Raw genomic sequence first — 23,537 nt, 5'->3', positions numbered from 1 at the left:
TGTCGCTTCGCCTCTCGGTCGGTTCTGCCGGGCCTTGACAGGAGTTATTCCACATGTGAAGAATTCAGCGCGTTGGGAATTACTAGTCGGAGGATATCGCATGTCCGAGTCCGTGCCCCCGCTCTCGCCTCGCCGACGCTCCGCCCTGCTCGGCGTCGTCGCCCTCGCGCTCATGATGGTCGTGTCCGCCGTCAGCGGCCTGAACGTGGCCCTCCCGGACCTCGCGACCAGCCTCAGTGCCAGCCAGACCGAGATCACCTGGATCGTCGACGCCTACACCCTCGCGTTCGTCGGGCTGCTCCTGCCGGCCGGCGCCCTCGGCGACCGCTACGGCCGCAAGGGTGTGCTGCTCGCAGGGCTGCTGGTCTTCGGCACGGCGGCCGCCGCGGCCATGGTCGTCACCTCGCCCCAGACCCTCATCCTGCTGCGGGCCATGATGGGCGTCGGTGCCGCTGCGGTCATGCCCGTGACGCTGTCGATCATCACGACGTCGTTCCCGCCCGAGGAGCGCGGCAAGGCCGTCGGCGTCTGGGTCGGCGTCGCCGGCGGGGGAGCGGTGATCGGCCTGTTCGGCTCCGGCCTGCTGCTCGAGTACTTCGCGTGGAACTCGTTCTTCGCGCTCAACGTCACGCTCGCGGCGCTCGCCGTTCTCGGCACGTTGACGATCGTCCCGTCCTCGCGCGACCCGCACGCCCCTCGGCTCGACCCGGTGGGTGCGCTCGCGTCGCTCGTCGGGCTCGTCTCGCTGGTGTACGCGATCATCGAGGGACCCGACCGCGGCTGGTCCGACCCGCTGACGATCGGCGGCTTCGCTCTCGGGGCGATCGCGCTGACGGCGTTCGTGCGCTGGGAGCTGCACCGCCGCGACCCGATGCTCGACGTCCGGCTCTTCCGGCTGCGCGGCTTCGGCATGGGGACGCTCGCCCTGACCCTGCAGTTCTTCGCGAGCTTCGGCTTCTTCTACATCTCTCTGCAGTACCTGCAGTACATCGCGGGCCTCTCGCCGCTGCGGGCCGCGGTCGCCCTGTTCCCGCTGCCGATCGTCATGGTCCCGCTGGCCCGCAACGCCCCGCGGATCGCCGACAGGTTCGGCACCAACCGCATCGTCCCCCTCGGCCTCACGCTCAGCGCCCTCGGCATGCTCGGGATGTCCACGCTCGGTGTCACGTTCGAGTACTGGCGCTTCGCGACGTCGCTCGTGGTCTTCGCCGCAGGGATGGCGCTCGCCGGGACGCCGTCGACCACCGCGATCGTGTCCTCGCTGCCCGCGTCGAAGCAGGGCGTCGGTTCTGCGGTCAACGACACGTCTCGGGAGCTTGGCAGCGCGCTCGGGATCGCGGTGCTCGGCACCGTCCTGAACGAGACCTACCGCAACGGTCTGCACGACGCGGTCGCGGGGCTGCCCACGGCGGTCGCCGACCACGCGCAGTCCTCGATCGCGTTCATCCGGTTCGGCGCCGAGCAGCTCCACCAGCTCGGTGCGGTCGGGACCCGCCTCGTCGCGGCGGCGGAGAGCTCGTTCGTGGACGCGACCGGGGCGGCGTTCCTCGTCGCGGCCGCCGTGCTCCTCGTCGGCGCGGTCGCCGTCGCGCTCCGCGCCCCACGCCGCGGGGATCGTGCGGGCGAGGGCGAGGGCGAGAGCGAGAGCGATAGCGAGAGCGTGATCGGCGTCGACGCCGCGGCCGGAGCCGACGAAGGTGCCGCGGGCGTGGCCACCCCCGTCCCGGCCCCCAGCCTGCGGGATGCCGGGACGGGGGCGACGGTCAGGCCCGTCGCCTGAGGGCGGCGAGCGCTCCGGCCACGGCCGCCGCGCACCAGAGCCCGAGCACGACGAGCGAGCGGCCGGGGACCGTGAACGCGGCACCGGCCAGGCCCGCCCGCATGATCTGGGCCATCGGCTCGATCGGCAGGTACTGGTGGGCGGTCTGGAGCCACTCCGGCAGCCGGCTCGCGGGGTAGCTGACGGGGGAGAACAACAGCACCAGGAAGATGATCATCTGCGTCATCAGCTGGGCGACGACCGGCGGCAGGAGCGACGCCATGGCGTAGCCGACCGCGGCCGACGTGAGCGAGATGAGCACGGCGGCCCCGACGATCCACGGGCGCACCGAGAGGTCGACGCCGAACCGCAGCACACCCGCCACGATGCCGAGCACCATGCCCGGGAGGGCGACGACCGTCCATACCAGCAGGTCGCTGACCAGGAACGACGCCCGGGCCACCGGAAGGGTGCGCATCCAGTCGAGACTGCCCTCGGTCTTCGCCTGGGCGAGCAGCTGCGGTGCCATGACGAGGCCGACCGTGATGAGGGTGATCGTGGGTGCGCCGGTCGCGAGGAACAGTGCGACCTCGGGGGACGGGTCGCCGACGAGCAGCCCGTAGCCGACCACCGTCGCGACCGCGATCGCGATCTGGACGACGACCAGCAGCGGCATGAACACGGAGTGGCGGCGGAACTGCCACTGTGCGAGCAGAAGGGTCTGGCGGACGGCGGTCATGCCACGACCTCCAGCTCGGTGTCGGTGGGGTCCGGGTCGGTGGGGTCTGGGTCGGTGGGGTCGGTGGGCTGCGCGGTGCCGCCGGGCTCCGCGGGGTCGACGCGATCGGGACCGACGAGCCGGACGTACACGTCCTCGAGGGAGGCAGCCGTGAGCGAGTAGCGCTCGACGACGCCCGAGTCGACGGCAGCCTGGGCCCAGCGAACGACGTCGGCGGCGTCCTCCGCCCGGACGGTGCCGGTCGCGCGGAGCCGGCTGCGTGACGTCGCGCCGACCTCCGCGGGCCAGTCGGGCTCGACTCCCGGCGGGAGATCGAGCTCGACCGTGAGGTGGCCGTGCGCCGACGCCGAGAGGCTCGACGGGGTGCCGGTCGCGATCACGCGCCCGCGGTCGAGGACGGCCAGCCGGTCGACGACGCGCTCGGCCTCGCGGACGTTGTGGGTGACGAGCAGGACGCCGGCGCCGGCGTCGGCGAGCACGCGGATCTCGTCCCAGAGCAGGCGGCGGCGGACGGGGTCGACGTCGTTGGTGGGTTCGTCGAGCACGACCAGGCGGCCGGGGACGACAGCCGTCATGCAGAACGCCGTGAGCCGTGCGACACCGCCGGAGATCTTCTGCGACGGGGTGTCGGCCCAGGCCCCGATGTCGAGGGTGTCGATGAGGTCCTGGGTGCGTGCGGCGACGTCAGCCCGCCGCCCGCCGCGGATCCGGCCGACGAGCTGGATCGCGGCACGTGGCGTCAGGCCCGTGATCGGGACGTTGGCCTGCGCCTGGATCGAGGTGCGCTGCCGAGCGAGGTCGGGCCGGGCGATCGCGTCGACGCCGTCGAGGGTGATCGAGCCGGCGTCCGGACGGACGAGCCCGACGACCTGGTTGACGAGGGTCGTCTTCCCGGCACCGTTGTGCCCGAGGAGGCCGACCACCTGGCCGGGTGTCACGTCGAGGTCGATGCCGTCGTTCGCCTGCACGCCGCGGCGCCCGGGGTAGCGCTTGCTGAGTCCGCGGACCGTGAGCACGGCACGGGATTCCATGAGGTCCTCCAGGGATATACCGATGAGTACGTGACGGACCGTAACAGATACCACACGGTATGTGAAGAGGGACAGCGCGGGACATCGGCTCCACGAGCGGCATGTGGACTGACGTACGACATACCGATCGGTATGTCGTGTGTATAGTCGGTTCATGGCACGACTGCGCGACACCCATGCACCCGATCCCGACGACGACAGCGTCGGCGCCGCGACGCGCGCCCTCGCCGACGCGACCGCGACCCTCACCCGGCTCCTCAGCCACCAGGTCTCGGCCGTCGGCGCAGAGGTCTCCGAGGCTGTCGCCGCGAGCCTGCGTGAGGCGGCGCGGGGGCTGTCCGACGCCTCCGAGACGGTCGAGAAGCGCACCGGTGCGAGCCGGGCGGACCTCCGTCGGCAGGCGCGCGTCGACCGGACGCGCGCGGACCTGCTCGCCGCGGCGGCGCGCGTCTTCGCCGCCCAGGGGTACGAGGGGGCCGCCGTCGGAGACATCGCCTCCGCGGCCGGCTACACGAAGGGCGCGGTGTACGCGAACTTCGGGTCGAAGGCCGACCTCTTCCTCGCGCTCGCACGCGAGCAGGTGCTGTGCACCGCGCCGGTTGTCGACGCGGGCGCCGGTTCGCTGGCCGACCGGCTCGTCGCGGGCATGGCGGCCGTCCCGGACGGTCCGGAGATGCTCCTCACCCTCGAGGTGCTCGCCTATGCGGTGCGACACCCCGAGTCTCGGGCGGCGCTCGGACCGGTCGTCGAGGCGAGCCTCGCGGACCTCGCGTCACAGGTCCGCGACGACAGGGTCGCGCGCTCCGGCGGGGAGCCCGACGCACCACCGACGACGGCGGACCGGGACACGGCCCTCGGCCTCGTTGCCGTGTGCACGTTCTCGACGATGCTTGCCGCCATCACCGGTGACGCGGTCGACGCGTCCGGGGTGGGCGCGAGGCTCGTCGAGCGGCTTCTCGGCGACTGAGCCACCGCGCGACCGACGAGACCGGGTGCCCGCACCGGCCATGCCTGCCGGTGCGCGAGGCGATCGCAGGAGGCCGATCTGGATCAGGCCGATCCGGATCGGGCCGAGCCGACTCAGGCGAGGTCGACCAGCCGGTGCAGCGCGCCGATCACGACCGAGGCCGAGCGCTCCGCGGCGTCGTCCACGTGCTGCTGGAAGTCGGCATCGGCGGCCGGCCCGCACAGGTCCGAGATCCCGCGGACGGACAGGAACGGCACGGAGTACAGGTGGCACGTCTGCGCCAGTGCCGTGGACTCCATGTCGGTCGAGAGCGCCGCGGGGAACGACGCCCGGAGCCCCTCGACCATCCCCGCGTCGACGAACGCGTCACCGGCGAGCATCGTCCCGGTCCGCACGCGCAACGTCGGCTCGCCCTCGGCCTGCGAGGCGTTCGCCTCGATCGCGGCGTCGAGCAGCGCCTGGTCCCCGTGGTAGAGCGCCGGCATGCCGGGCACCTGTCCCAGGGCGTACCCGAAGGCCCGGGCGTCCGCACCCGAGTAGACGTACGCGGACCCGACGACGACATCGCCCACCCGGACGTCCGCCCCGAGCCCACCAGCGCTGCCCGCGCTGAAGACGGCACGCGGGGTCGTGCTCGTGAGGGCGACGGCGGCAGCCGTGGCGGCGTTCACCAGGCCGATCCCGCACTGGACGAGCAGCACGCTCCGCCCGCGGAGCACCAGGAGCTGATGGACCGCATGGCCGACCTTCACCGCGCGCCCGACCACCTCGGCCCGGTCCTGGAACGGGGCCGACTCCTCGGCCATGGCGGTGACGACGATCGCGTCGACAGCGATCACGCGGTCACCGTGCTCCACTCGGAGCGCGCACCGAGGAAGGTGCGGGCCGCGTCCTGAGCACCCTCGAGCGTGTGGTTCGCACCCCACCCGCACTGGATCTCGTTCGCGGCCGGCACCTCGGTGGCCACGAGGATGTCCTCGAGGGTCGCCTGGACGAGGTCGAGGACCGCATCGAGCTCCCAGGCGCCCTGCAGGATCAGGTAGAAGCCGGTCTGGCAGCCCATCGGGGAGAAGTCGATGACCTGCGTCGAGTGGTTGCGCGAGTGCTCGGCGAACAGGTGCTCGAGAGAGTGCACCACCGGCATCTCGAGGTGGGCGCGGTTGGGCTGCGTGAACCGCACGTCGAACTTGCTGATCACGTCGCCGGCCGGGAGCACCTTGGTGTCGGCGAGCCGCACGTAGGGGGCCACGACGGTCCGGTGGTCGAGGTTGAACGACTCGACGTTCATGCGGGGCTGGTTCACGAGGACTTCCTGGGATCGACGGGGCGCTCGGCGGCGGAGCGCGTGCTCGGGTCCATTCTGCTCCACCGGTGGGGGCCGGCCCGCACCGCCGTGGCCTGGGCAGATCACCCGGAACCGGGGTCCGGGCGGGTCGAGTGGGGTCGTGCCCGTCGGGCGGCTACCGGTGGTCGCCCGTGCTGCCGTCGATCAGCTCGCGGAGGATGTCCAGGTGCCCTGCGTGCCGGGCGACCTCCTCGATCATGTGGATGAGCACCCAGCGCAGCGACACCGTCTCCCCGAACCACGCGGTGCCGAGGTCGTCGATCTCCAGCTCGTCGATCGCGGCGTCGGCGGCGGCGCGAGCCCGCTGGTAGAACGCGACGACGTCCGCCGTGGTCTCGTCGGGCCGGACCCGCAGGTCCGCCTCCGGGTCGTCGGGATCGAACGGCAGCGGCTCGGTCGGGCGGTCGAAGGTCTCGCAGAACCAGCCGTACTCGACGGCCGCCAGGTGCTTGACGAGCCCGAGCAGGCTCGTGCCCGACGGCGTCATGGGGCGGCGGAGCGCCTCGTCGTCGAGGTCCTCGATCTTCCACAGGACGACGTCACGGTGCCGGTCCAGGCTCGTCCGCAGGCTCTCCTTCTCCTCGCCGAGGAACGGCACACGTCGCGTCATGCGCGGACCGTAGCAGGCCGGTCCGCCGCACGGAACGGATGCCGGTGTCCTGAGAGGACGGCGTCGTGCGCGCTCGCGGCCGTCATGCCTCGCGCGCGGGCAGCATCTCCATGAGCTTGCTCGCGGCGACGGCGGAGCGGTCGTACGCGCCGGCGACCGCGGTCACCACCCACCTCGGTGCGGAGAGATCGGTGAGACGGAGCGTGGCGAGCGACGCGGCCTGGGGCTTCGACGCGATCGGTCGGGGGACGATCGCGACACCGAGACCGCGCTGGACCATGTCGAGCAGCGTGTGGACGTCGTTGACCGTGAACCGGACCCGCCGGTGGATCCCTCGGGCCTCGAACGCCTCGTCGTTGAGGAGCCGGACGGCCCAGCTCGGGTGGAAGTCGATGAAGTCCAGACCGTCGAGGCACGACCACTCGATGCGGGACTTGGTCGCGAGGTGACTGTCCGGCGGCGCCAGCAGGACGAGGGGCTCCGAGCTCAGCTCGACGTGCTCGACCGTCCCGAGACGCATGTGCGTGCGGCTGTCCGGTCCGGCGATGAACGCGACGTCGAGCTCGCCGGTGCGGATCTGCCCGAGGAGCGTCTGCGACCCCGCCTGCTCGAACTCGATCTCGACCTGCGGGTAGCGCCGGTGGAACCGCTCGAGGAGCTCGGGGACGTCGACGACGCCGAGGCACTGCTCGCTGCCGACGCGGAGACGTCCGGACAGCTCGCTCTTGGTCGCGATCACGGCGTCGCGTCCGGCGGCGGCCTGGGCCAGGAGGGTCCGGGCGAACGGGAGCAGCGCGTGGCCGGCCTCGGTGAGCTCGACCCGCCGGGTCGTCCGCAGGAAGAGCGGGGTCTGGAGGTCCTCCTCGAGGCTCCGGATCGCCGCCGAGAGCCCGGACTGGGACACGGTCGTCAGCTCGGCCGCCCGGGTGAACTGCTGCTCCTCGGCGAGGGCGACGAAGTACTCCATCTGCCGAAGCTCCATTGATGACCCACCGTTCTCAATCTCACGAGGTCTAGTTGTTGGACGCGAAGTCTACGGCTTCATAGCATCGTCGGTGCCGGACGATCGACGACGCGCGTTCCTGCGCGTCCTCACACGTCACCGTGCCCCGTGCACGTGCGGCACCAGCAAGTACCAGGACAGGAAGAGGGCAGCATGCAGCAGCGCACCATCGGCAACCGGTCCGTCAGCGCGATCGGACTCGGCGGGATGCCGATGTCGATCGAGGGCCGTCCCGACGAGAGCCAGTCGATCAGCACGATCCACGCCGCGCTCGACGCCGGTGTCACCCTCATCGACACCGCGGACGCCTACCACCTCACCGCGACCGACGTCGGGCACAACGAGAGCCTGATCGCGCGCGCGCTGAGCAGCTACGGCGGCGACACCAGCAACGTCCTCGTCGCCACCAAGGGCGGGCACCTGCGTCCCGGCGACGGCTCGTGGACCCAGGACGGTCGGCCCGAGTACCTCAAGGAGGCCGTCAAGGCCTCGGCCAAGCGCCTCGGCGTCGACGTGATCGACCTCTACCAGTTCCACCGCCCGGACCCCCGCGTGCCGTACGCGGACTCGGTCGGCGCGATCCGCGACCTGCTCGACGACGGCGTGATCGCGATGGCCGGGATCTCGAACGCGAACGTCGACCAGATCCGTCAGGCCCAGGAGATCCTCGGGGGGCGCCTGGTGTCGGTGCAGAACCAGTTCTCGCCTGCGTTCCGGAGCAGCCTCGGCGAGCTCGAGCTGTGCGCCGAGCTCGGCATCGCCTTCCTTCCGTGGAGCCCCCTCGGTGGGATCGCCCGCGCCGGTGAGCTCGGCGGTCAGCACGGCGCCTTCCAGACCGTCGCCGACGCCCACGGGGTGAGCCCGCAGCGCGTCTGCCTCGCCTGGGAGCTCGCGCTCGCCCCGGTGGTCATCCCGATCCCCGGTGCGTCGCGTGCGGCGAGCATCCAGGACTCGGCGCAGGCCGCCGACCTCGTGCTCACCCCGGAGGAGATCGCCACGCTCTCCGCCGACCCGACCCGCTGATCCCGTCGCGAGTCGGAGGAGAGCGATGAGGACCGAGCTGCCCACGGTGACCTTCGGGCGCACCGACATGCAGATCACCCGCGTCGGCTTCGGCGCATGGGCGATCGGCGGCGGGGACTGGGCGTTCGCCTGGGGACCGCAGGACGACCAGGACTCGATCGCGGCGATACATCACGCGGTCGAGTCCGGCGTCAACTGGATCGACACCGCGGCGGTGTACGGGCTCGGCCACTCCGAGGAGGTCGTCGGGCGCGCCCTGCGCGACCTGCCGGAGGGTGAGCGGCCGTACGTCTTCACCAAGGGCGGCCGCGTGTGGTCCGACGACGACCGCCGCCTCGCACCGCGGAGCGTCTGCACCCCGGAGTCGCTGCGGACAGAGGTCGAGGCGTCCTTGCGTCGGCTCGGCGTCGACCGCATCGACCTGTACCAGCTGCACTGGCCGTCGGCCGACGGGACGCCGGTGGAGGTCTACTGGCAGACCTTCCTCGACCTCAAGGCCGAGGGCAAGGTGCGGGCCGTCGGGTTGTCGAACCACGACGTCGCGCAGCTCGAGGTCGCCGAGTCCCTCGGCCACGTCGACTCGCTGCAGCCGCCGTTCTCGGCGATCCGCCAGGAGGCCCGTGACGAGCTGCTCCCGTGGTGCGACGCGCACGGCACCGCCGTGATCGTGTACAGCCCGATGGGATCCGGTCTGCTCACCGGCGCGTTCACCGCCGAGCGGGTGGCCGGCCTCCCCGCGGACGACTGGCGGAGGTCGGCCCCGGCGTTCACCACCGAGCTCGACGCGAACCTGCGGGTCGCCGCAGCGCTCGCCCGGGTCGCCGAACGGCACGACGTCCCGACGGCGGCCGCAGCAGCAGCCTGGACCCTGGGGTTCCCGGGCGTCACCGGTGCGATCGTCGGCGCGCGCACGCCGGCGCAGATCGACGGCTGGTTGCCCGCCGCGTCGTTGACGCTCACGGCGGAGGACTACGCCGAGGTCGAGGCCGCGCGCGGCTGAGGCGGCAGGACGGCGCCGAACAGGCAGAACGGCACGCTGACGCCGGGTCTCGGCACCCTCGTGGTGACCGGGGCCCGGCGTCCGTGCAACGTCGGTCGGTCGACGGGCGAGTCACACCGACGTGCGGGTCAGGCCGACATCCAGGTGAGCCGGCGCGCGGATCAGGTCGACGAACAGGTGAGCCGGTGCGCGGGTCAGGCCGACGCGCGGGCCTGGTCGGACCGCTCGGTGGCCTGCGTCGGGATCGTGCCGAGCTGCGGCACGCCCTGACCGGACGGGTCGACCGCGAACGACGTGACGTGGTGCCCGCCGTCCGCGTCGATCTCGACGGTGGAGACGCTCGCGTTGGGGAGCGGATGCGTCGGCGCGCAGCCGATCAGCGTGAGGTACGCCGCAAGGGTCACCCCGTGGCTGACGACCAGGACCTCGGAGTCGCCGCGATGGGCCTCCTCGATCCGTGCGAAGCCGGCGCGGACCCGACCCAGGTACGTCTGCGCGGACTCGCCGCCGGGGAGGCCGGGGTAGGTCCCGTCGAACACGTGGGCGAACATCTCCCAGGGGTCGACGTACGCGTGAAGATCCTGCTCCGGCGCGGCCTCGAAGTCGCCGAAGCTGAACTCCCGGAGGTCGTCATCCGTGGTCAGCGCCGTGTCCGGATGATGGCTCAGGATCGCGTCGGCGGTCGCGACCGTCCGACCGGATGGGCTCGCGTATGCGGCGGCGAACGACCGGGTACGCAGGTGGTGCGCGGTCACGTCGACCCCGGCCGCGCCGTCGTCGGTGAGGGGTGAGTCGCACCACCCCTGCAGCCGGTGCTCGACGTTGTAGACCGTGCGACCGTGCCGGACCAGGTACAGGGTGAGTGCCACGAGCGGCGATGCTACCGACCGTCGATGAACCCCGCGTGACGACGGGATGACCCCCGGGCGGGCAGCGGGAGTCAGGTCACGACGTTGACGGGACGCCCGGCGCAGAACCCCTCGACGGCGGCGACCGTCCCCTCGGCCATCCGGGCCAGGGCCTGCGGGGTGCGGAACCCCAGGTGAGGGGTGAGGATCGTGCCCGGCGCGGAGAGCAGCGGGTCGTCCGGCGCGAGCGGCTCCGGGTCGAACACGTCGAGTGCGGCCAGCAGGTCACCGCGCGCGAGGCGACGGACCAGGGCGCCGCGCGCGAGCAGCTCACCACGCGCGGTGTTGACGAGGATCGACCCCGGAGCCAGCAGGTCGAGCAGGTGATCCGTCACGAGGCCGTCGGTCTGCGGCGTCAACGGCAGGTGCAGGCTGACGGCGTCGCTGCTCGCGAACAGCTCGTCGAGGTCGACCGCCCGCCCGTGGACCGGCGACAGGTCGGCGTCGTCGACCGCACGGTCCCAGACGAGCACCCGCATCCCGAGGGCGTCCGCCAGCCGGGCGAACGTCCGGCCGATCCCGCCGAACCCGACCACGCCCACGGTCGCCCCCTCGAGCTCGCGCCCCGCGCGGCCCGTCCAGTCCCCGCCCCGCAGTGCGAGGTCGGCGGCAGGCACCCCGCGCGCAGCGGACAGCAGCAGGGCGAGCGCATGCTCCGCGACCGCGCGGTCGCCGTAGTGCGTCACGTTGGTCACCGTGATGCCGAGCTCGCGCGCCAGCGTGAGGTTCACGTAGGTCGCAGCCCCTGTGCCGGCGAACGCGAGGAGCTCGGTGCGGCCGGCGCACTCGCGAAGGGTGTCGTCGTCGAGGTGCACCGGGAGCAGCACGACCTCGGCGGTGCTCACCCACTCCCGGATCTCCGCCTGGTCGGGGACGTCGCCGGCGATGACGACCTCGCCGAGCGCCTCGAGCCGACGGCGCAGCTCGGGGGAGTCGAACCGGGCGGCGAGCCCGCCGTCAGCGCTGGGGCACACGATCCGTCGAGAGGTCATGGTTCGGCACCCTAGTGCGCGCGTGTACCGCGGAGGTTTCGTGGCGCCCGAGGGTGCGGGCGGGGGCGATCGAGCCGTGCTCAGCGACCCCGAAGACGGTCGATCTCGCGGCGCTCGCGCTTGGTCGGCCGGCCGGCACCGCGGTCGCGCTGCGCGGCGACGGCCACGTGCTCGCGTGGCGGGGGAGCCGGCGTGTGGTCCACGAAGCACTCCGCCGCGGGTCCGGCACCGACCCGCTTCTCGATCACGCGCGTGACCACGACGATGCGCTCGGGGCCGTCGCCCCGGACCCGCACCTCGTCACCGACGCGCACGGGTGCCGCGGGTTTCACGTGGTCGCCGTTCACCCGGACGTGACCACCGCGGCACGCGGCGGCCGCGAGCGCGCGGGTGCGCGCGAGCCGGACGGCCCATACCCAGCGATCGACCCGGGTGGACACGAGAGGTTCCGGTACGGCCACCGCCCCAGCCTAGGCATGAGGTGCGCCGAGCGCCGACGACCCGGCCACCATTGGACCGCCGCCCGCGTCCGAACGCTTCGCCGGGGCCCAGCACGGTCACAGGCAGCTCAGAGTCCTGCGGAGTTGCCTGGAGGTGACGGCACCACCCAGGTGCTGGACGGCTGGAGGACTCCCATGGATGACAACGACGGCACCGGACCTACCCCGACAGCACCCGGTTCCGGCGCGGCAGCGTCGCCCGACGTCCCGGTGGAGACGTTCCTGGTCGAACCCGTCGTGCGACGTCCTCGGCGTCGGCGCACGGTGGCGATCGTGGCCGCCTCGGCCCTCGCCCTCGGGCTCGCGACCGGAGGTGCGATCTGGTCGGCGACGCAGAGCCTCGACTCGGCGTCGGTGTCGACCGACAGCGCCCTCACGCAGCCGGACGAGCAGATCCCCGACACGTCGAACCTGCCCGGCCGGGGCTGGAGCGGGCCGGTCCGCGGAGCGGAGCCGACGGCGCTCGAGACGACGGCGGCGACCGCGACGCAGCAGGTCGGCCTCGTGACGATCGTGTCCACGCTCGGGTACCAGGAGGCGACCTCCGCGGGCACCGGCATCGTGCTGACCTCCGACGGCACGGTCCTCACCAACAACCACGTGATCGTCGGCGCCACCGCGATCGAGGTGACCGTCGAGTCGACCGGTGCGACGTACGCGGCCGAGGTCGTCGGCACCGACGCGACCGCCGACATCGCCGTGCTGCGGCTCACCGGTGCCTCGGGGCTCGCGACCGCGACGATCGCGACCAGTGGTGTCGCGATCGGCGACGCCGTCACCGCGGTAGGGAACGCCGAGGGCGGCGGGAGCCTCGTGGCGGCCGCCGGTACCGTGACCTCCCTCGACGCGACGGTCACGACGCAGGACGAGGTCACCGGCGAGCTCGTGACGCTCGACGGGCTCCTGCAGATCGACGCGGACGTCGTCTCGGGTGACTCCGGCGGGGCCGTGCTCGACTCCTCCGGTGCCGTGGTCGGGGTGACGACTGCGGCGTCGTCCGGGAGCTCGAACATCAGCGGCTACGCGATCACGATCGATCGTGCGCTCGCCATCGCCGAGACGATCCTCGCCGGGACGGACACCGACACCGTGACGATCGGCTACCCCGCCTTCCTCGGGGTGCAGATGGGCACGCAGACGGGACGTCCCGGCACGACCGTGGCCACGACCGGCGCATGGGTCGCCGGCGTGATCGACGGCACCCCGGCGCAGCAGGCCGGTCTCGCTGCAGGGGACACGATCACCGCTCTCGACGGCGTGGCCGTGGGCTCGGCAGACGCGCTCAGCGAGCTCCTCGCCGCGCACCAACCGGGTGACCAGGTGACCGTGACCTGGACGTCGGGCACCACCGGGGCGAGCCAGACGGCCACCGTGACGCTGATCGCCGGGCCTGCCGACTGATCCGAGCCCGCCGACTGATCCGGGACCGCCCACCAACGGGACCCGGCGACCGGGACCCACCGACGCACCGGGACCCCGCAGTGCTGACCTGCGGGGCCCCGGTGCGATCGTGCTGTGCTGTGGCGTGCCGCTCAGCGGCTCCGGTGCTGGAGGTAGTACTCGATCAGGCCGCGCGTCGACGAGTCCTGCTCGGCCAGGACCTCGGCGTCGCCCGCCACCGCCGGTGCGATCTCCATCGCGAGCTTCTTCCCGAGCTCGACCCCCCACTGGTCGAAGCTGTCGATGCCCCACACGACGCCCTGCACGAAGGTGATGTGCTCGTACAGGGCGATGAGCTGACCGAGGACCGCCGGGGTGAGCGCCGGCGCCATGATCGACGTGGTCGGACGGTTCCCGCCGAAGACACGCGCCGCCACGATCTCCTCGGGGGTCCCCTCCGCACGGACCTCGTCGGCGGTCTTGCCGAACGCGAGCGCCTTCGTCTGGGCGAAGAAGTTCGCCAGGAACAGCTCGTGGACGTCGACGTCCCCACCCGGCGCGTCGACGTCCTCGAGCGGGTGCGCGGGCGTCGCGACCGCGATGAAGTCCGCCGGGATCAGCCGGGTGCCCTGGTGGATCAGCTGGTAGAACGCATGCTGGCCGTTGGTGCCCGGCTCGCCCCAGAAGATCTCACCGGTCTGGCTGGTGACCGGGCTGCCGTCCCACCGCACCGACTTGCCGTTCGACTCCATCGTCAGCTGCTGGAGGTACGCCGCGAAGCGGTGCAGCGACTGCGCGTACGGCAGGACCGCGTGCGTGTGCGCGTCGAGGAAGTTCACGTACCAGACGTTGAGCAGGCCCATCAGCACCGGGACGTTCTGGGCGAACGGCACGGTCCGCAGGTGCTCGTCGACCGTGTGGAAGCCGTCGAGGAACGACCGGAACGCGTCCGGCCCGATCGCGATCGCGAGCGAGGTCCCGATCGCAGAGTCCACCGAGTAGCGCCCGCCGACCCAGTCCCAGAACCCGAACGCGTTCTGCGGGTCGATGCCGAACGCCTCGACCTTCGCATGGGCGGTGGACACGGCGACGAAGTGCCGAGAGACGGCGTGCGTGCGCGCCTCGTCGGTGTCCTGGATCGCCCCGGACGCGAGGAGCCCGTCCCAGAGCCAGCGACGTGCGAGCCGGGCGTTCGTGAGCGTCTCCAGGGTGCCGAAGGTCTTCGACGCGACGATGAACAACGTGGTCGCCGGGTCGAGGTCCTGGCAGGTCTGCGCGACGTCGGTCGGGTCGATGTTGGAGACGAACCGCACCTCGAGACCGTCCGCGACGTAGGGCTTGAGTGCCTCGTACGCCATGACCGGGCCGAGGTCGGAGCCGCCGATGCCGATGTTGACGACGGTCGCGACGCGCTTGCCGGTCACGCCGGTCCACTCACCGGAGCGGACCTTCTCGGCGAAGGCGGCGACCTTGTCGAGCTCGGTCTGGACGTCGACGTCGACCTGCTGCCGGTCCACGACCAGGGCAGGCGTCGCGCCGCGCGGGCGACGCAGGGCGGTGTGCAGCACCGCGCGGTTCTCGGTCACGTTGATGTGCACGCCCGAGAACATCGCGTCGATCCGCTCGGCCAGACCGACAGCACCGGCGAGGTCGAGCAGCAGGCTGAGGGTCTCGTCGGTGATGAGGTTCTTCGACAGGTCGACGTGCAGGTCACCGACCGTGCGCGACAGTCGGGCGGCGCGCTCCGGATCGGCCGCGAACCAGGACCTCAGGTCCGGCTCGAGCGCGTCCCGGTGAGCGGCGAGGGCCGCCCAGGCGGCAGTGGTCGTGGCATCGATCGGTGTGGTGGACACAGTGCTCCTTCTCGCGGCTGTCGTTCGGGACCACCGTATTGCCCTGGCGGTCGTGACGGGGGCGGACCTTCCGCCCGGCGGTCAGCGGGGCAGTCAGCGGGAGTGGTGAGCGGGGCGGTCAGCGGGACGGCGCGGCAGAGGCAGCGAGCCAGTCCGCCACGTCGGACGGCGGCATCGGTCGTGCGAAGAGATACCCCTGCCCGACGTCGCAGCCGAGGTCGGCGAGCATGTCGCGGGTCTCCGCGACCTCGATGCCCTCGGCCACCAGGCGCAGCCCGAGCGAGTGCGCGAGACCCACGGTGTGGCGCACGATTGCGGCGCTCGCCGTGTCCTGGTGCACGTCGGCGACCATGAGCCGGTCGAGCTTGAGCTCGTCGAGCGGCAGTCGGCGCAGGTAGGCCAGCGAGGAGAAGCCCGTCCCGTAGTCGTCGATCGAGATGGCCACCCCCGAGGCGCGCAGCCGCTCGAGCACCGGCCGGACCCGCGCCGAGTCGGCCATCAGGCTGTGCTCGGTCACCTCGATCACGAGTGCGGACGCCGGCAGGCCCCGCGACGCGAGAGAGGCGGCGATCCTCTCGGGGAGGGCCTCGTCGTGCATGTCCGCAGCGGAGAGGTTGATCGAGACGGGGAACCGGTACCCGAGGTCCCACCACGTCCGGCACGCGTCCAGGGCGCGTTCGCCGACGACGTACCCGAGGTCGCGCATGAGGCCGGTCCCCTCGGCCAGGGGAAGGAACCGCCCCGGAAGGAGCAACCCCTGCGTCGGGTGGATCCAGCGGACGAGCGCCTCCATGCCGTGCACCCGTTGGTCCGCCGGTGACCCGGCGACGAGCGTCATCTGGGGCTGGAGGTGCATGACGAGCTCGCCCCCGGCCGGGTCCCCCGTGAGCGCGGACCGCAGCTCCTCGAGCAGAGCGACGCGGTTGGTCGCCTCGCCGTGCATGACGGGGGAGTAGAGCGCGATCCCGGAGCCGGAGCGCTTGGCGTCGTCCATCGCGATGTCGGCGCACCGCAGCAGCTCGGCGCGGGACCCGCCCGGCACCGGGGTCGTCGCGACGCCGAGGCTCGCGTCGACGTGCAGGCGCGTCGCCTCGACGGTGAACGGCTCCTCGATCGACGCGCGTACGGTCCGGGCGAGCGCGACGGCACCCTCCGCAGACGTCCGGGGGAGCAGCAGGGCGAACTCGTCACCGCCGAGCCGCGCGAGGAGGTCGTCGCTGCGCAGGTGCGTGCGGATCCGTTGGCCGACCTGGATCAGCAGCGCGTCACCTGCGGCGTGGCCGAGCGAGTCGTTGATCTCCTTGAACCGGTCCAGGCCGACGATGACGAGCGAGGCCGGCCCCGTGTCCGTGTACCGCTCTGTGCCCACGGACCGCTCTGTGCCCATGGACCGCGCCGTGCCCATGGACCGCGCCGTGCCCATGGGCCGCTCCGTGCCGGTGGTCTCGGTGGTGTCGGAGGTGGGGGAGGGCAGCGACGCGGACGCCGTGCGGCTCGAGACGGCGCGGTCCACGGCGGACGCCGCCCGTGCGCTGCGCCGTCGGAACAACGCATCGGCCCGTTCGAAGAGGGCGCGGCGGTTCGGCAGACCGGTGAGATCGTCCGTCCGGGCCTGGGCATGGACGTCGGAGAGCGACAGGACCTCATGGAACGTCAGCGCCGTGCGGGCCAGCGCGAGCGTGAGGGTGACGAGCGCGAGGCTCGACGCAGCGAGCGGCAGCGCATGCTGCTGGGCGACGGCGAGGATCGCCAGACTGCCGAGTGCCGCGCCGCCGGGGAGCGCCAGGCCGCGCCACCACGCTGCGCTGTCGCTCACCGGGGTGGTCCGGACCGCGACCGTGCCTGAGCTCGGGACCCGGGCGGCGACGGCCACGAGCACCGCGGACGAGAGCCACAGGAAGGCGACGAGGCGCTCGAGGGAGTTCGTGCCGGAGGCCTCCATCGCGAGGCGGAGGCTGTCCCCGAGGAACCTGACGGCGACGCCTGCGAGCAGCAGCCTCAACCCACCCGAGGGGACGAGCCGGAGGCTGAGGATCGCACCACAGACCGCGAGCAGGATGCCGAGGTCGGCCACCGGTTGACCGAGCAGGATCGCGACACTGGTCGGGGCCGTCCGCTGAGCGGCCCGGAGCGGAGCGAGCAGGACCGCGTTCGCCACCGCTGCGATGCCGACGGCGACGACGACCCCGTCGAGCCAGGCGCCGACGTCCAGGTGCCGGACCTGCGCGGTGACCAGGAGCATCGCGGCGACGTAGAGCACCGGGAACCCGGCGAGCACGATCCAGTCCGCCACGACGGGGTAGGCGTTGCTGCCCGTCGACGTGCGGGGCACGGCCACGAGCATGGTCGCCACGACCGCGAACACCGCTCGCACGCCGACCAGGCGCCACCCCCAGACCGTCCCGCGTCCGGTGTCGGCGGGGAACCAGCACACGATGCCGGCCACGATGCTCGTCACGAGGTACACGAGCGACGCGACAGGGCCGACCGGTTGCACGTCCGACCCGGAGAGCAGCAGGGTGACGGCGAACACCACGAGAAGCCCGACGAGGGCGCCGACCGCCCCGTCGACGTGTCCGACGCGCCGGTCCGGCCGCGGGGCTCGCCGTGCCATCGCGTCCTCCTCCCCGCACTGCGGCGGTCCGAGCGCCCCCTGCGGCGGTCCACCGACGCACGATCGCGGGCGGGTCCTGACCGCCTCGTCGCGCGGCGCGTCAGGTGGTCCCGCGTGCCGGCCCTGGCGAGGTGGTGCACGAGCGCAGCCGACCGGCGGGACCGGTGGAGACCCGCCTGGTCGGGACCCTACGCCCGCAGCGTGCCGACGGCGCGGGCACAGCGTGCCGGCGGTGCGCGCACCGGTCACCCGAACGGCCGTGCGATCCGCCGACCTGCCTCGGTTCGAGACGACACGTGGGTACGCTGCGCCGGTGGAGACCTCGCCGCGAGACGCAGCGCTGGCCCTGCGCGGGCTGCGGAAGTCGTTCGGCACCACGGTCGCGGTCGACGACCTCGACCTCGACATCCCGGCGGGGTCGATGTTCGGGCTGGTCGGCCCGAACGGTGCCGGCAAGACCACGACCCTGTCCATGGCGACGGGGCTCCTCGTCCCGGACGCCGGTACCGTCCTGGTCCATGGCCTGGACCTCTGGGCGCGGCCCGAACAGGCCAAGCGTCTGATCGGCGTCCTCCCCGACGGGCTCCGGACGTTCGACCGGTTGACCGGTGCCGAGCTCATCTCCTATGCGGGTCTGCTGCGCGGGATGGACCCGGGCGTCGTGCGCGAGCGGCGTGACGACCTCCTCGCCGCGCTCGACCTCGCCTCGGCCCCCGGGGTGCTCGTCGCCGACTACTCCGCCGGGATGACCAAGAAGATCGCACTCGCGTGCGCTCTCGTGCACGCGCCGAGGCTCCTCGTCCTGGACGAGCCGTTCGAGGCCGTCGACCCGGTGTCTGCCGGCGCGATCCGGACGATCCTGGTCAGGTTCGTCGAGGCCGGTGGGACCGTCGTGCTCTCGAGCCACGTCATGGCGCTCGTCGAGCGGATGTGCGACCACGTCGCCGTCATCGCCTCCGGCCGGGTGCTCGCCGTCGGGACCCTCGACGACGTGCGCGCCGGCCAGGACCTCGAGACCCGGTTCTTCGGGCTCCTCGGCGGACCGGGCCCCGAGCAGGAGCTGTCGTGGTTGCGACCGTCGTCCGCCTGAAGCTCACGCTCCTGCGGCACTCGCTGCGCCGCGACCCGTGGCGGCTCGTCGTGCTGCTCCTCGGCATCCTGTGGGCGCTCGGGACGACCCCGACCCTGCTGGCCGGGGCGTGGTGGCTCGCCGGCCCGGGGACCGCGGCACGCCCTGACATCCTCGTGGTGGCCGGCACATTGCTGGTGCTGGGGTGGGTCGTCATCCCGGTCCTCGTCTTCGGGACGGACGACTCCCTCGACCCGGTGCGGTTCGCCACCTTCGCGGTCCCGGTCCGCCGACTGGTCCCGGCCCTGGGGGTCGCGAGCGCGATCAGCGTGCCGGCCGTGTTCGCCGGTGTCGTGTGCACCCTGAGCCTGGTCGCCTGGGCGGGCAAGGGCACGACGGTGACGATCGTGACGGCGCTCTGCGCCCCGGTGTCGTGGGTGACGTGCCTGCTGTCCGCGCGGGTCGCGACCCTCGCGGCGACCCGGGTGATCGCCACGCGCGGTGGTCGTCGGCTCGCGGCGGGTGCCGCGGTCGCTGTCATCGGGCTGGTGGCGCTCGGGGTGTGGTTCCTCGGGTCCCTCGGGATGAGCGCCGCGCTCGAGGCGGTCCCCGGGCTGAGCACGGTGCTCGGGTGGTCGCCGCTCGCGTTCACCTGGGCGGCGCCCGGAGCCGCGGCGACAGGCGACCTCGCCGGGGCGGTCGCGCGGCTCGTCCTCGCCGTGGTGTGGGCGATCGGGCTGGTGGGTGCCTGGCACCACCTGCTCCGTGGTGTCCTCACCCACCCGGTGCTGCGCGGCGGGCCGACGCGACGGCGTCACGACCTGATCCTCGACCGGGCGCCGCGGAACACCTCACGCGTGGCTGCGGCGGCCGTCGCCGGACGGGCTCGTCGGTACTGGGCCGGTGACGGTCGGTACCTCTCCGCGCTCGCGGCGGGGCTCCTGCTCCCGGTGATGATCACCGGGCTGGTCGCGATCGCCGCGCGTGACGCCGTGATCGTGCTCGGTCCGTTGCTGGGGGCGACGCTGGGCTGGGGGCGCCACAACGACACGGCGTTCGACGGCAGCGCGTTGTGGATGCACGTGACCTCCGGGATGCGCGGCGTCGACGACCGCCGCGGTCGGGCGCGCGGGGTGATCATCTGGGCGGCCCCGGTGGTCGTCGTCGGCTCCGTCGTCGGGTCGGCGGTCGCCGGCAGGTGGGCCATGCTCCCGGCGAGCCTCGGTGCAGGACTGGGCCTGCTGCTGGTGGGGCTGGGGGTGTCTGCCGTCGCGAGCGTCGTGCTGCCGTACCCCGCACCGCGGGCCGGGGCGAGCCCGTTCGCGGCGGAGACCGGCGGGATCGGTGCGAGCATGGCGGCCCAGCTCGTCTCGTCGGTGCTGACGACGGTTCTCGCTCTGCCGGTGCTGGTCGGTTTCGCGCTGGCCTGGTGGTGGAGCCCGGCGGCCAGCTGGGTCACCCTCGCGCTCGGCGTGCTCGGGGGAGGCCTGCTGCTGCGGTCGGCCGTCGATCTCGGCGGGCGCGCGCTCGACTCCCGGTGGGCGCCGCTCCTCGTCCGGGTGAGCTGATGGTGGTGCCGCGGGCGGTGGCCGTCCTGCGCCGGGACGGTCAGGCGCCCAGCGCCTCCTGGACGAGAGGCAGCACCTGTGTGCCGAGCAGCTCGATCGCCCTGAGCGACTCGCGCTGCGGGACCCCGGAGAGGTCCAGCTGGAAGATCTGCCGGTCGTGGTGCAGGTGCGCGTGCAGCTCGACGACCTTCTCGGCCACCTGCTCCGGGGTGCCGATCGCGTAGGCGCCGCCACGGGCAGCGGTGGACTCGTACATGATCCGGTTCGGCATGGCGAAGCCGCGTTCACGCGCGATCCCGGCCATGGACCGGTGCCAGTACGGGTAGTAGAAGTCGAGCGCCCCCTCCTCGGCGACGAACCCCATCCCGGACACGGTCACCCGGCGGTTCTCCTCCGGGTGACCGGCCTCGGCGTGCGTGCGCCGGTACAGCTCGACGAGCGGTGCGAAGTCCGCCGGTCGTCCGCCGATGATCGCGTAGTTCACCGGGAGGCCCAGCGTTCCGGCGCGCACCGAGGACTGCGGGTTCCCGCCCGTGGCGACCTGGATGTCGAGGTGCGGGCCGCGACCGGGGAGGTCGAGGGGCCGGGGCAGCACGACGGCGTCCTGCAGCGCGGGACGGAACCGCCCGTGCCAGCTGAGGGGCGTGCTGCGGTCGAGTGCCAGCAGGAGGGCGATCTTCTCCTCGAAGAGGTCGTCGTAGTCCGCGAGGTCCGCCCCGAACAGCGGGTAGGACTCGATGAACGAGCCGCGACCCGCGAGGAGCTCGACCCGGCCGCCGGAGAACTGGTCCATCGTCGCGAACTGCTGGAAGACCCGCACCGGGTCCTCGGTGCTCAGCACCGTGACGGCCGATCCGACCGTGATCCGTGAGGTCTGAGCCAGTGCGGCGGCGATCACGGTCGCGGGCGACGACACCGCGAAGTCCGGGCGGTGGTGCTCCCCGATGCCGGCGTAGGCAAGGCCGACCTCGTCCGCGAGCCTCACCCGCTCGAGGATGTCGCGGATCCGCTGACCCGGTGACGGGGGCCGGGTGTTCCCGTCGCCGGTGCCGAGGTCTCCGAAGGTGTAGAAGCCGAGGTCCATTCCCATGCAAACGCATGCACGGTCGCGATATTCCTCCGGTCCGGCGCATGACGGGGGACGGTCGCGTCCGTCATGATCGGCGGATGACAGGCCCGAGGTCACCCGAGGTGCTGTCCGCGCACGCCCAACCGGCGGGCGTCGGGCGCGACGGTGTCGCTGGGGTCGATCGTCGATCGCACGTCGTGCTCTGCTGCGGGCTCACGACCGTGGACGCCATCCAGGAGGTCGACGGGATCCCGGGACCGAACGAGAAGGTCGTCGCCCGGTCCGCCACGCTGACCTTCGGCGGACCTGCGGCGAACGCGGCGGCGACGGCGGTGGCCGTGGGGGCGCACGCCCGGCTGGTGACCGCGATCGGTTCCGGACCCGTCGCCGATCTCGCCCTGGCCGGGCTCGCCGACGCCGGGGTGGAGGTCGTCGACCTTGCCCGCGGGACCGGCGCCGCACCTGCGGTGTCGACCGTCCTGGTCACTGCGTCAACCGGGGAACGGGCGGTGGTGTCGGTGAACGCCACCAGGTCCGGCGCGCTGGCGGCGGTGCCGACGGACGTGCTCGACGGTGTGGACGTCGTCCTGGTGGACGGGCATCATCTCGAGACTGCGATCGAGGTCTCCCGGGCGGCGCGTGCCGGCGGAGTGCTGGTCGTGCTCGATGACGGCAGCTGGAAGCCCGGGATGGAGCGGCTGCTCGCCCTGGTGGACCAGGCGATCGTCTCTGCGGACTTCCGGGTGCCCGTCGGTGTGGTTCCCGCGGACGTACCCGCGTCCGACGTGCCGGCAACCGGCAGCCCCGCGGCGGACATCGCGAGCGGTGCGACGGTCGACGGTGAGCGGCTCCTGCGGCAGGTCGCGGCGTTCGGCCCTCGGGTGGTCGCGCGCTCCGACGGGGCCGGCCCGATCCTGGTGCTCGACTCCCGCACGCCGGCGGAGGTGCGGTCCGTGACCGTGCCCGCCGACCCGTCGAGGACCGTCGTCGACACGGTCGGAGCCGGTGACGTGCTGCACGGCGCGTATGCAGCGTTCCTCGCCGGCGAGCTCGCTGCGAGCGATCCGGTCGACGTGCTCGCACGTGCCGCGCAGGTCGCGTCGGAGTCGGTCCACTTCCGCGGGGCGCGAGGCTGGGTGCCGGGGTACCGCTCATGAGTTCCGAGGAGAGCGGGCGCGCGCAGCGCGTGGTGGCCTCGTGCGTGGGTGCGTGGCACCTGCGCCGCCGCCGAGTGCACGCCCGGCCGGTGCGCGTGCGCCCGTCGAGGTCGCGGCCTGCGCGGTCGTGGGCCGCGCGAGTCGCGTTGGTGCTCCTGGTCATGGGCGTGGGTGTCGGTGCCGTGCCGCTCGGCGTCGGCGCTTCTCCGGCCGCCGCCGCTGACGACGCCGCGGCGATCCTCGTGCAGGTCAACCAGGCGCGCGCTGCGGTCGGTGCGCCGCCCCTCCGGCTGAGCAGTGCGATGTCTGCCGTGGCGACCAGGTGGAGCACTCATCTCGCCGACTCCGGGACGTGCCCGGGCGGCCTCGCGCACAACCCGTCCTTCTCCCAGCAGATCCCGCGGGGTTGGAGCGCTGCCGGCGAGAACGTCGCCTGCAACACGTCCGCCGACGCGCTGGGCCTCGAGGCTCAGTGGATGAGCTCGGCGCCGCACCGGGCCAACATCCTCAACCCGGCGTACACGGACATCGGGATCGGGATCGTGGTCCGCGGCAGGACGGCCTGGGGCACGCAGAACTTCGGCACGTACTCGAGCGCGCCCGCACCTGAACCTGCTCTGCTGCCTGCCCCGGCGCCTCCTGCGCCCACCCCCACCCCCCACCCCCACCCCGTCCCCGTCACCGTCAGCGAGCCCGACGCCTGCCCCCACCCTGACCTCGGCTCCGGACGCCGTCCCGGACTCCGTTCCGGCTGCCGCGGCGACCGGTGCGTCGTCAGCAGCAGCCCGGTCGACGGCCGGGGGAGCGGACGCCGCCGGGCTCCTCGGTGTCGCGGGTTCGCTGACGCTCGGTGTCCTGGCAGTCGCCGGGCACCGGCGAAAGCGCACCTGACGCAGTTCGGCAACGATCCGGTCACGGAGTGTTCCGACTGTTGACATGAGTTTGTAAGG

General features: G+C 72.7%; 21 protein-coding genes. 9 read left to right on the top strand and 12 right to left on the bottom strand.

Going from position 1 to position 23,537, the window contains the following annotated elements; genetic code table 11:
* Positions 1–100 precede the first annotated feature (100 nt).
* Positions 101–1,780 carry an MFS transporter gene (locus LJB74_RS03435; protein ID WP_259307206.1) on the top strand — a complete coding sequence of 560 codons (1,680 nt, stop codon included), beginning with the start codon at positions 101–103 and terminating at the stop codon, positions 1,778–1,780.
* Here LJB74_RS03435 and LJB74_RS03430 read toward each other — a convergent pair.
* Positions 1,764–2,498, bottom strand: coding sequence for an ABC transporter permease (locus LJB74_RS03430; RefSeq protein WP_259307205.1), 735 nt, complete (start codon positions 2,496–2,498; stop codon positions 1,764–1,766). The genes LJB74_RS03435 and LJB74_RS03430 overlap by 17 nt on opposite strands.
* Positions 2,495–3,529, bottom strand: coding sequence for an ABC transporter ATP-binding protein (locus LJB74_RS03425; protein WP_259307204.1), 1,035 nt, complete (start codon positions 3,527–3,529; stop codon positions 2,495–2,497). Before LJB74_RS03425 ends, LJB74_RS03430 begins: the two co-directional genes overlap by 4 nt.
* 154 nt (positions 3,530–3,683) lie before the next feature.
* Here LJB74_RS03425 and LJB74_RS03420 point away from each other — a divergent pair, with 154 nt between their 5' ends.
* Positions 3,684–4,496 carry a TetR/AcrR family transcriptional regulator gene (locus LJB74_RS03420; protein WP_259307203.1) on the top strand — a complete coding sequence of 271 codons (813 nt, stop codon included), beginning with the start codon at positions 3,684–3,686 and terminating at the stop codon, positions 4,494–4,496.
* 113 nt (positions 4,497–4,609) lie between these two features.
* On the opposite strand, the gene mtnN is transcribed toward LJB74_RS03420, so the two are convergent.
* The 4 genes from mtnN to LJB74_RS03400 form a co-directional block, all read right to left on the bottom strand.
* Positions 4,610–5,335, bottom strand: a complete 726-nt coding sequence (mtnN, locus tag LJB74_RS03415; protein ID WP_259307202.1) for a 5'-methylthioadenosine/S-adenosylhomocysteine nucleosidase — start codon at positions 5,333–5,335, stop codon at positions 4,610–4,612.
* Positions 5,332–5,784, bottom strand: a complete 453-nt coding sequence (locus LJB74_RS03410) for an S-ribosylhomocysteine lyase (protein ID WP_259310272.1) — start codon at positions 5,782–5,784, stop codon at positions 5,332–5,334. Before LJB74_RS03410 ends, mtnN begins: the two co-directional genes overlap by 4 nt.
* Before the next feature lie 172 nt (positions 5,785–5,956).
* Positions 5,957–6,451: a DinB family protein gene (locus LJB74_RS03405; RefSeq protein ID WP_259307201.1), complete on the bottom strand. Its 495-nt coding sequence runs from the start codon at positions 6,449–6,451 to the stop codon at positions 5,957–5,959.
* A gap of 82 nt (positions 6,452–6,533) precedes the next feature.
* Positions 6,534–7,433 (bottom strand): LysR family transcriptional regulator, encoded by a 900-nt coding sequence (locus LJB74_RS03400; protein ID WP_259307200.1) that lies wholly within the window; start codon positions 7,431–7,433, stop codon positions 6,534–6,536.
* Positions 7,434–7,607: 174 nt separating this feature from the next.
* On the opposite strand from LJB74_RS03400, the gene LJB74_RS03395 reads away from it, so the two are divergent.
* A complete protein-coding gene (locus tag LJB74_RS03395; RefSeq protein ID WP_259307199.1) occupies positions 7,608–8,477 on the top strand; it encodes an aldo/keto reductase in 870 nt (289 codons plus the stop codon).
* Between the two features lie 25 nt (positions 8,478–8,502).
* Complete coding sequence (locus LJB74_RS03390) at positions 8,503–9,477, top strand: aldo/keto reductase (protein WP_259307198.1); 975 nt, start codon at positions 8,503–8,505, stop codon at positions 9,475–9,477.
* A gap of 194 nt (positions 9,478–9,671) precedes the next feature.
* On the opposite strand, the gene LJB74_RS03385 is transcribed toward LJB74_RS03390, so the two are convergent.
* From LJB74_RS03385 to LJB74_RS03375, 3 genes are all read right to left on the bottom strand, one after another.
* Complete coding sequence (locus tag LJB74_RS03385) at positions 9,672–10,346, bottom strand: histidine phosphatase family protein (protein WP_259307197.1); 675 nt, start codon at positions 10,344–10,346, stop codon at positions 9,672–9,674.
* A gap of 71 nt (positions 10,347–10,417) precedes the next feature.
* Complete coding sequence (locus tag LJB74_RS03380) at positions 10,418–11,377, bottom strand: 2-hydroxyacid dehydrogenase (protein ID WP_259307196.1); 960 nt, start codon at positions 11,375–11,377, stop codon at positions 10,418–10,420.
* Between the two features lie 80 nt (positions 11,378–11,457).
* The gene (locus LJB74_RS03375; RefSeq protein WP_259307195.1) at positions 11,458–11,838 is read right to left on the bottom strand and encodes an RNA-binding S4 domain-containing protein; all 381 of its coding nucleotides are present in this window, start codon (positions 11,836–11,838) and stop codon (positions 11,458–11,460) included.
* 174 nt (positions 11,839–12,012) lie between these two features.
* Here LJB74_RS03375 and LJB74_RS03370 point away from each other — a divergent pair, with 174 nt between their 5' ends.
* Complete coding sequence (locus tag LJB74_RS03370) at positions 12,013–13,278, top strand: S1C family serine protease (RefSeq protein ID WP_259307194.1); 1,266 nt, start codon at positions 12,013–12,015, stop codon at positions 13,276–13,278.
* Between the two features lie 131 nt (positions 13,279–13,409).
* Here the strand turns inward: LJB74_RS03370 and pgi are convergent, their stop codons facing one another.
* Positions 13,410–15,110 (bottom strand): glucose-6-phosphate isomerase, encoded by a 1,701-nt coding sequence (gene pgi, locus LJB74_RS03365; RefSeq protein WP_259307193.1) that lies wholly within the window; start codon positions 15,108–15,110, stop codon positions 13,410–13,412.
* Between the two features lie 118 nt (positions 15,111–15,228).
* Positions 15,229–17,724: a bifunctional diguanylate cyclase/phosphodiesterase gene (locus LJB74_RS03360; RefSeq protein WP_259307192.1), complete on the bottom strand. Its 2,496-nt coding sequence runs from the start codon at positions 17,722–17,724 to the stop codon at positions 15,229–15,231.
* Between the two features lie 313 nt (positions 17,725–18,037).
* Here LJB74_RS03360 and LJB74_RS03355 point away from each other — a divergent pair, with 313 nt between their 5' ends.
* Both LJB74_RS03355 and LJB74_RS03350 read left to right on the top strand, forming a co-directional pair.
* Complete coding sequence (locus LJB74_RS03355) at positions 18,038–18,814, top strand: ABC transporter ATP-binding protein (RefSeq protein ID WP_259307191.1); 777 nt, start codon at positions 18,038–18,040, stop codon at positions 18,812–18,814.
* Complete coding sequence (locus LJB74_RS03350) at positions 18,790–20,361, top strand: hypothetical protein (protein ID WP_259307190.1); 1,572 nt, start codon at positions 18,790–18,792, stop codon at positions 20,359–20,361. The genes LJB74_RS03355 and LJB74_RS03350 overlap by 25 nt, the downstream gene beginning before the upstream one ends.
* 40 nt (positions 20,362–20,401) lie before the next feature.
* On the opposite strand, the gene LJB74_RS03345 is transcribed toward LJB74_RS03350, so the two are convergent.
* Positions 20,402–21,451: an LLM class flavin-dependent oxidoreductase gene (locus tag LJB74_RS03345; RefSeq protein ID WP_259307189.1), complete on the bottom strand. Its 1,050-nt coding sequence runs from the start codon at positions 21,449–21,451 to the stop codon at positions 20,402–20,404.
* 77 nt (positions 21,452–21,528) lie between these two features.
* Between LJB74_RS03345 and LJB74_RS03340 the strand changes: the two genes are divergently transcribed.
* Both LJB74_RS03340 and LJB74_RS03335 read left to right on the top strand, forming a co-directional pair.
* Positions 21,529–22,587 (top strand): PfkB family carbohydrate kinase, encoded by a 1,059-nt coding sequence (locus LJB74_RS03340; RefSeq protein ID WP_259307188.1) that lies wholly within the window; start codon positions 21,529–21,531, stop codon positions 22,585–22,587.
* The gene (locus tag LJB74_RS03335; RefSeq protein WP_259307187.1) at positions 22,584–23,522 is read left to right on the top strand and encodes a CAP domain-containing protein; all 939 of its coding nucleotides are present in this window, start codon (positions 22,584–22,586) and stop codon (positions 23,520–23,522) included. The genes LJB74_RS03340 and LJB74_RS03335 overlap by 4 nt, the downstream gene beginning before the upstream one ends.
* Positions 23,523–23,537: the final 15 nt, after the last annotated feature.

It is taken from the genome of Cellulomonas sp. P24, from assembly GCF_024704385.1.
Lineage (GTDB): Bacteria > Actinomycetota > Actinomycetes > Actinomycetales > Cellulomonadaceae > JAJDFX01.
Note: the sequence above shows the minus strand (reverse complement) of the source record. Positions and strands in the feature narration are given on the sequence as shown.

Coding starts and splice junctions, on each gene's coding strand:
- LJB74_RS03360 (WP_259307192.1), bottom strand. CDS start 17,724: ATGGCACGGCGAGCCCCGCGGCCGGACCGGCGCGTCGGACACGTCGAC.
- LJB74_RS03395 (WP_259307199.1), top strand. CDS start 7,608: ATGCAGCAGCGCACCATCGGCAACCGGTCCGTCAGCGCGATCGGACTC.
- LJB74_RS03370 (WP_259307194.1), top strand. CDS start 12,013: ATGGATGACAACGACGGCACCGGACCTACCCCGACAGCACCCGGTTCC.
- LJB74_RS03435 (WP_259307206.1), top strand. CDS start 101: ATGTCCGAGTCCGTGCCCCCGCTCTCGCCTCGCCGACGCTCCGCCCTG.
- LJB74_RS03335 (WP_259307187.1), top strand. CDS start 22,584: ATGAGTTCCGAGGAGAGCGGGCGCGCGCAGCGCGTGGTGGCCTCGTGC.
- LJB74_RS03420 (WP_259307203.1), top strand. CDS start 3,684: ATGGCACGACTGCGCGACACCCATGCACCCGATCCCGACGACGACAGC.
- LJB74_RS03380 (WP_259307196.1), bottom strand. CDS start 11,377: ATGACCTCTCGACGGATCGTGTGCCCCAGCGCTGACGGCGGGCTCGCC.
- LJB74_RS03345 (WP_259307189.1), bottom strand. CDS start 21,451: ATGGGAATGGACCTCGGCTTCTACACCTTCGGAGACCTCGGCACCGGC.
- LJB74_RS03340 (WP_259307188.1), top strand. CDS start 21,529: ATGACAGGCCCGAGGTCACCCGAGGTGCTGTCCGCGCACGCCCAACCG.
- LJB74_RS03390 (WP_259307198.1), top strand. CDS start 8,503: ATGAGGACCGAGCTGCCCACGGTGACCTTCGGGCGCACCGACATGCAG.
- LJB74_RS03425 (WP_259307204.1), bottom strand. CDS start 3,529: ATGGAATCCCGTGCCGTGCTCACGGTCCGCGGACTCAGCAAGCGCTAC.
- LJB74_RS03410 (WP_259310272.1), bottom strand. CDS start 5,784: ATGAACGTCGAGTCGTTCAACCTCGACCACCGGACCGTCGTGGCCCCC.
- LJB74_RS03400 (WP_259307200.1), bottom strand. CDS start 7,433: ATGGAGCTTCGGCAGATGGAGTACTTCGTCGCCCTCGCCGAGGAGCAG.
- LJB74_RS03405 (WP_259307201.1), bottom strand. CDS start 6,451: ATGACGCGACGTGTGCCGTTCCTCGGCGAGGAGAAGGAGAGCCTGCGG.
- LJB74_RS03430 (WP_259307205.1), bottom strand. CDS start 2,498: ATGACCGCCGTCCGCCAGACCCTTCTGCTCGCACAGTGGCAGTTCCGC.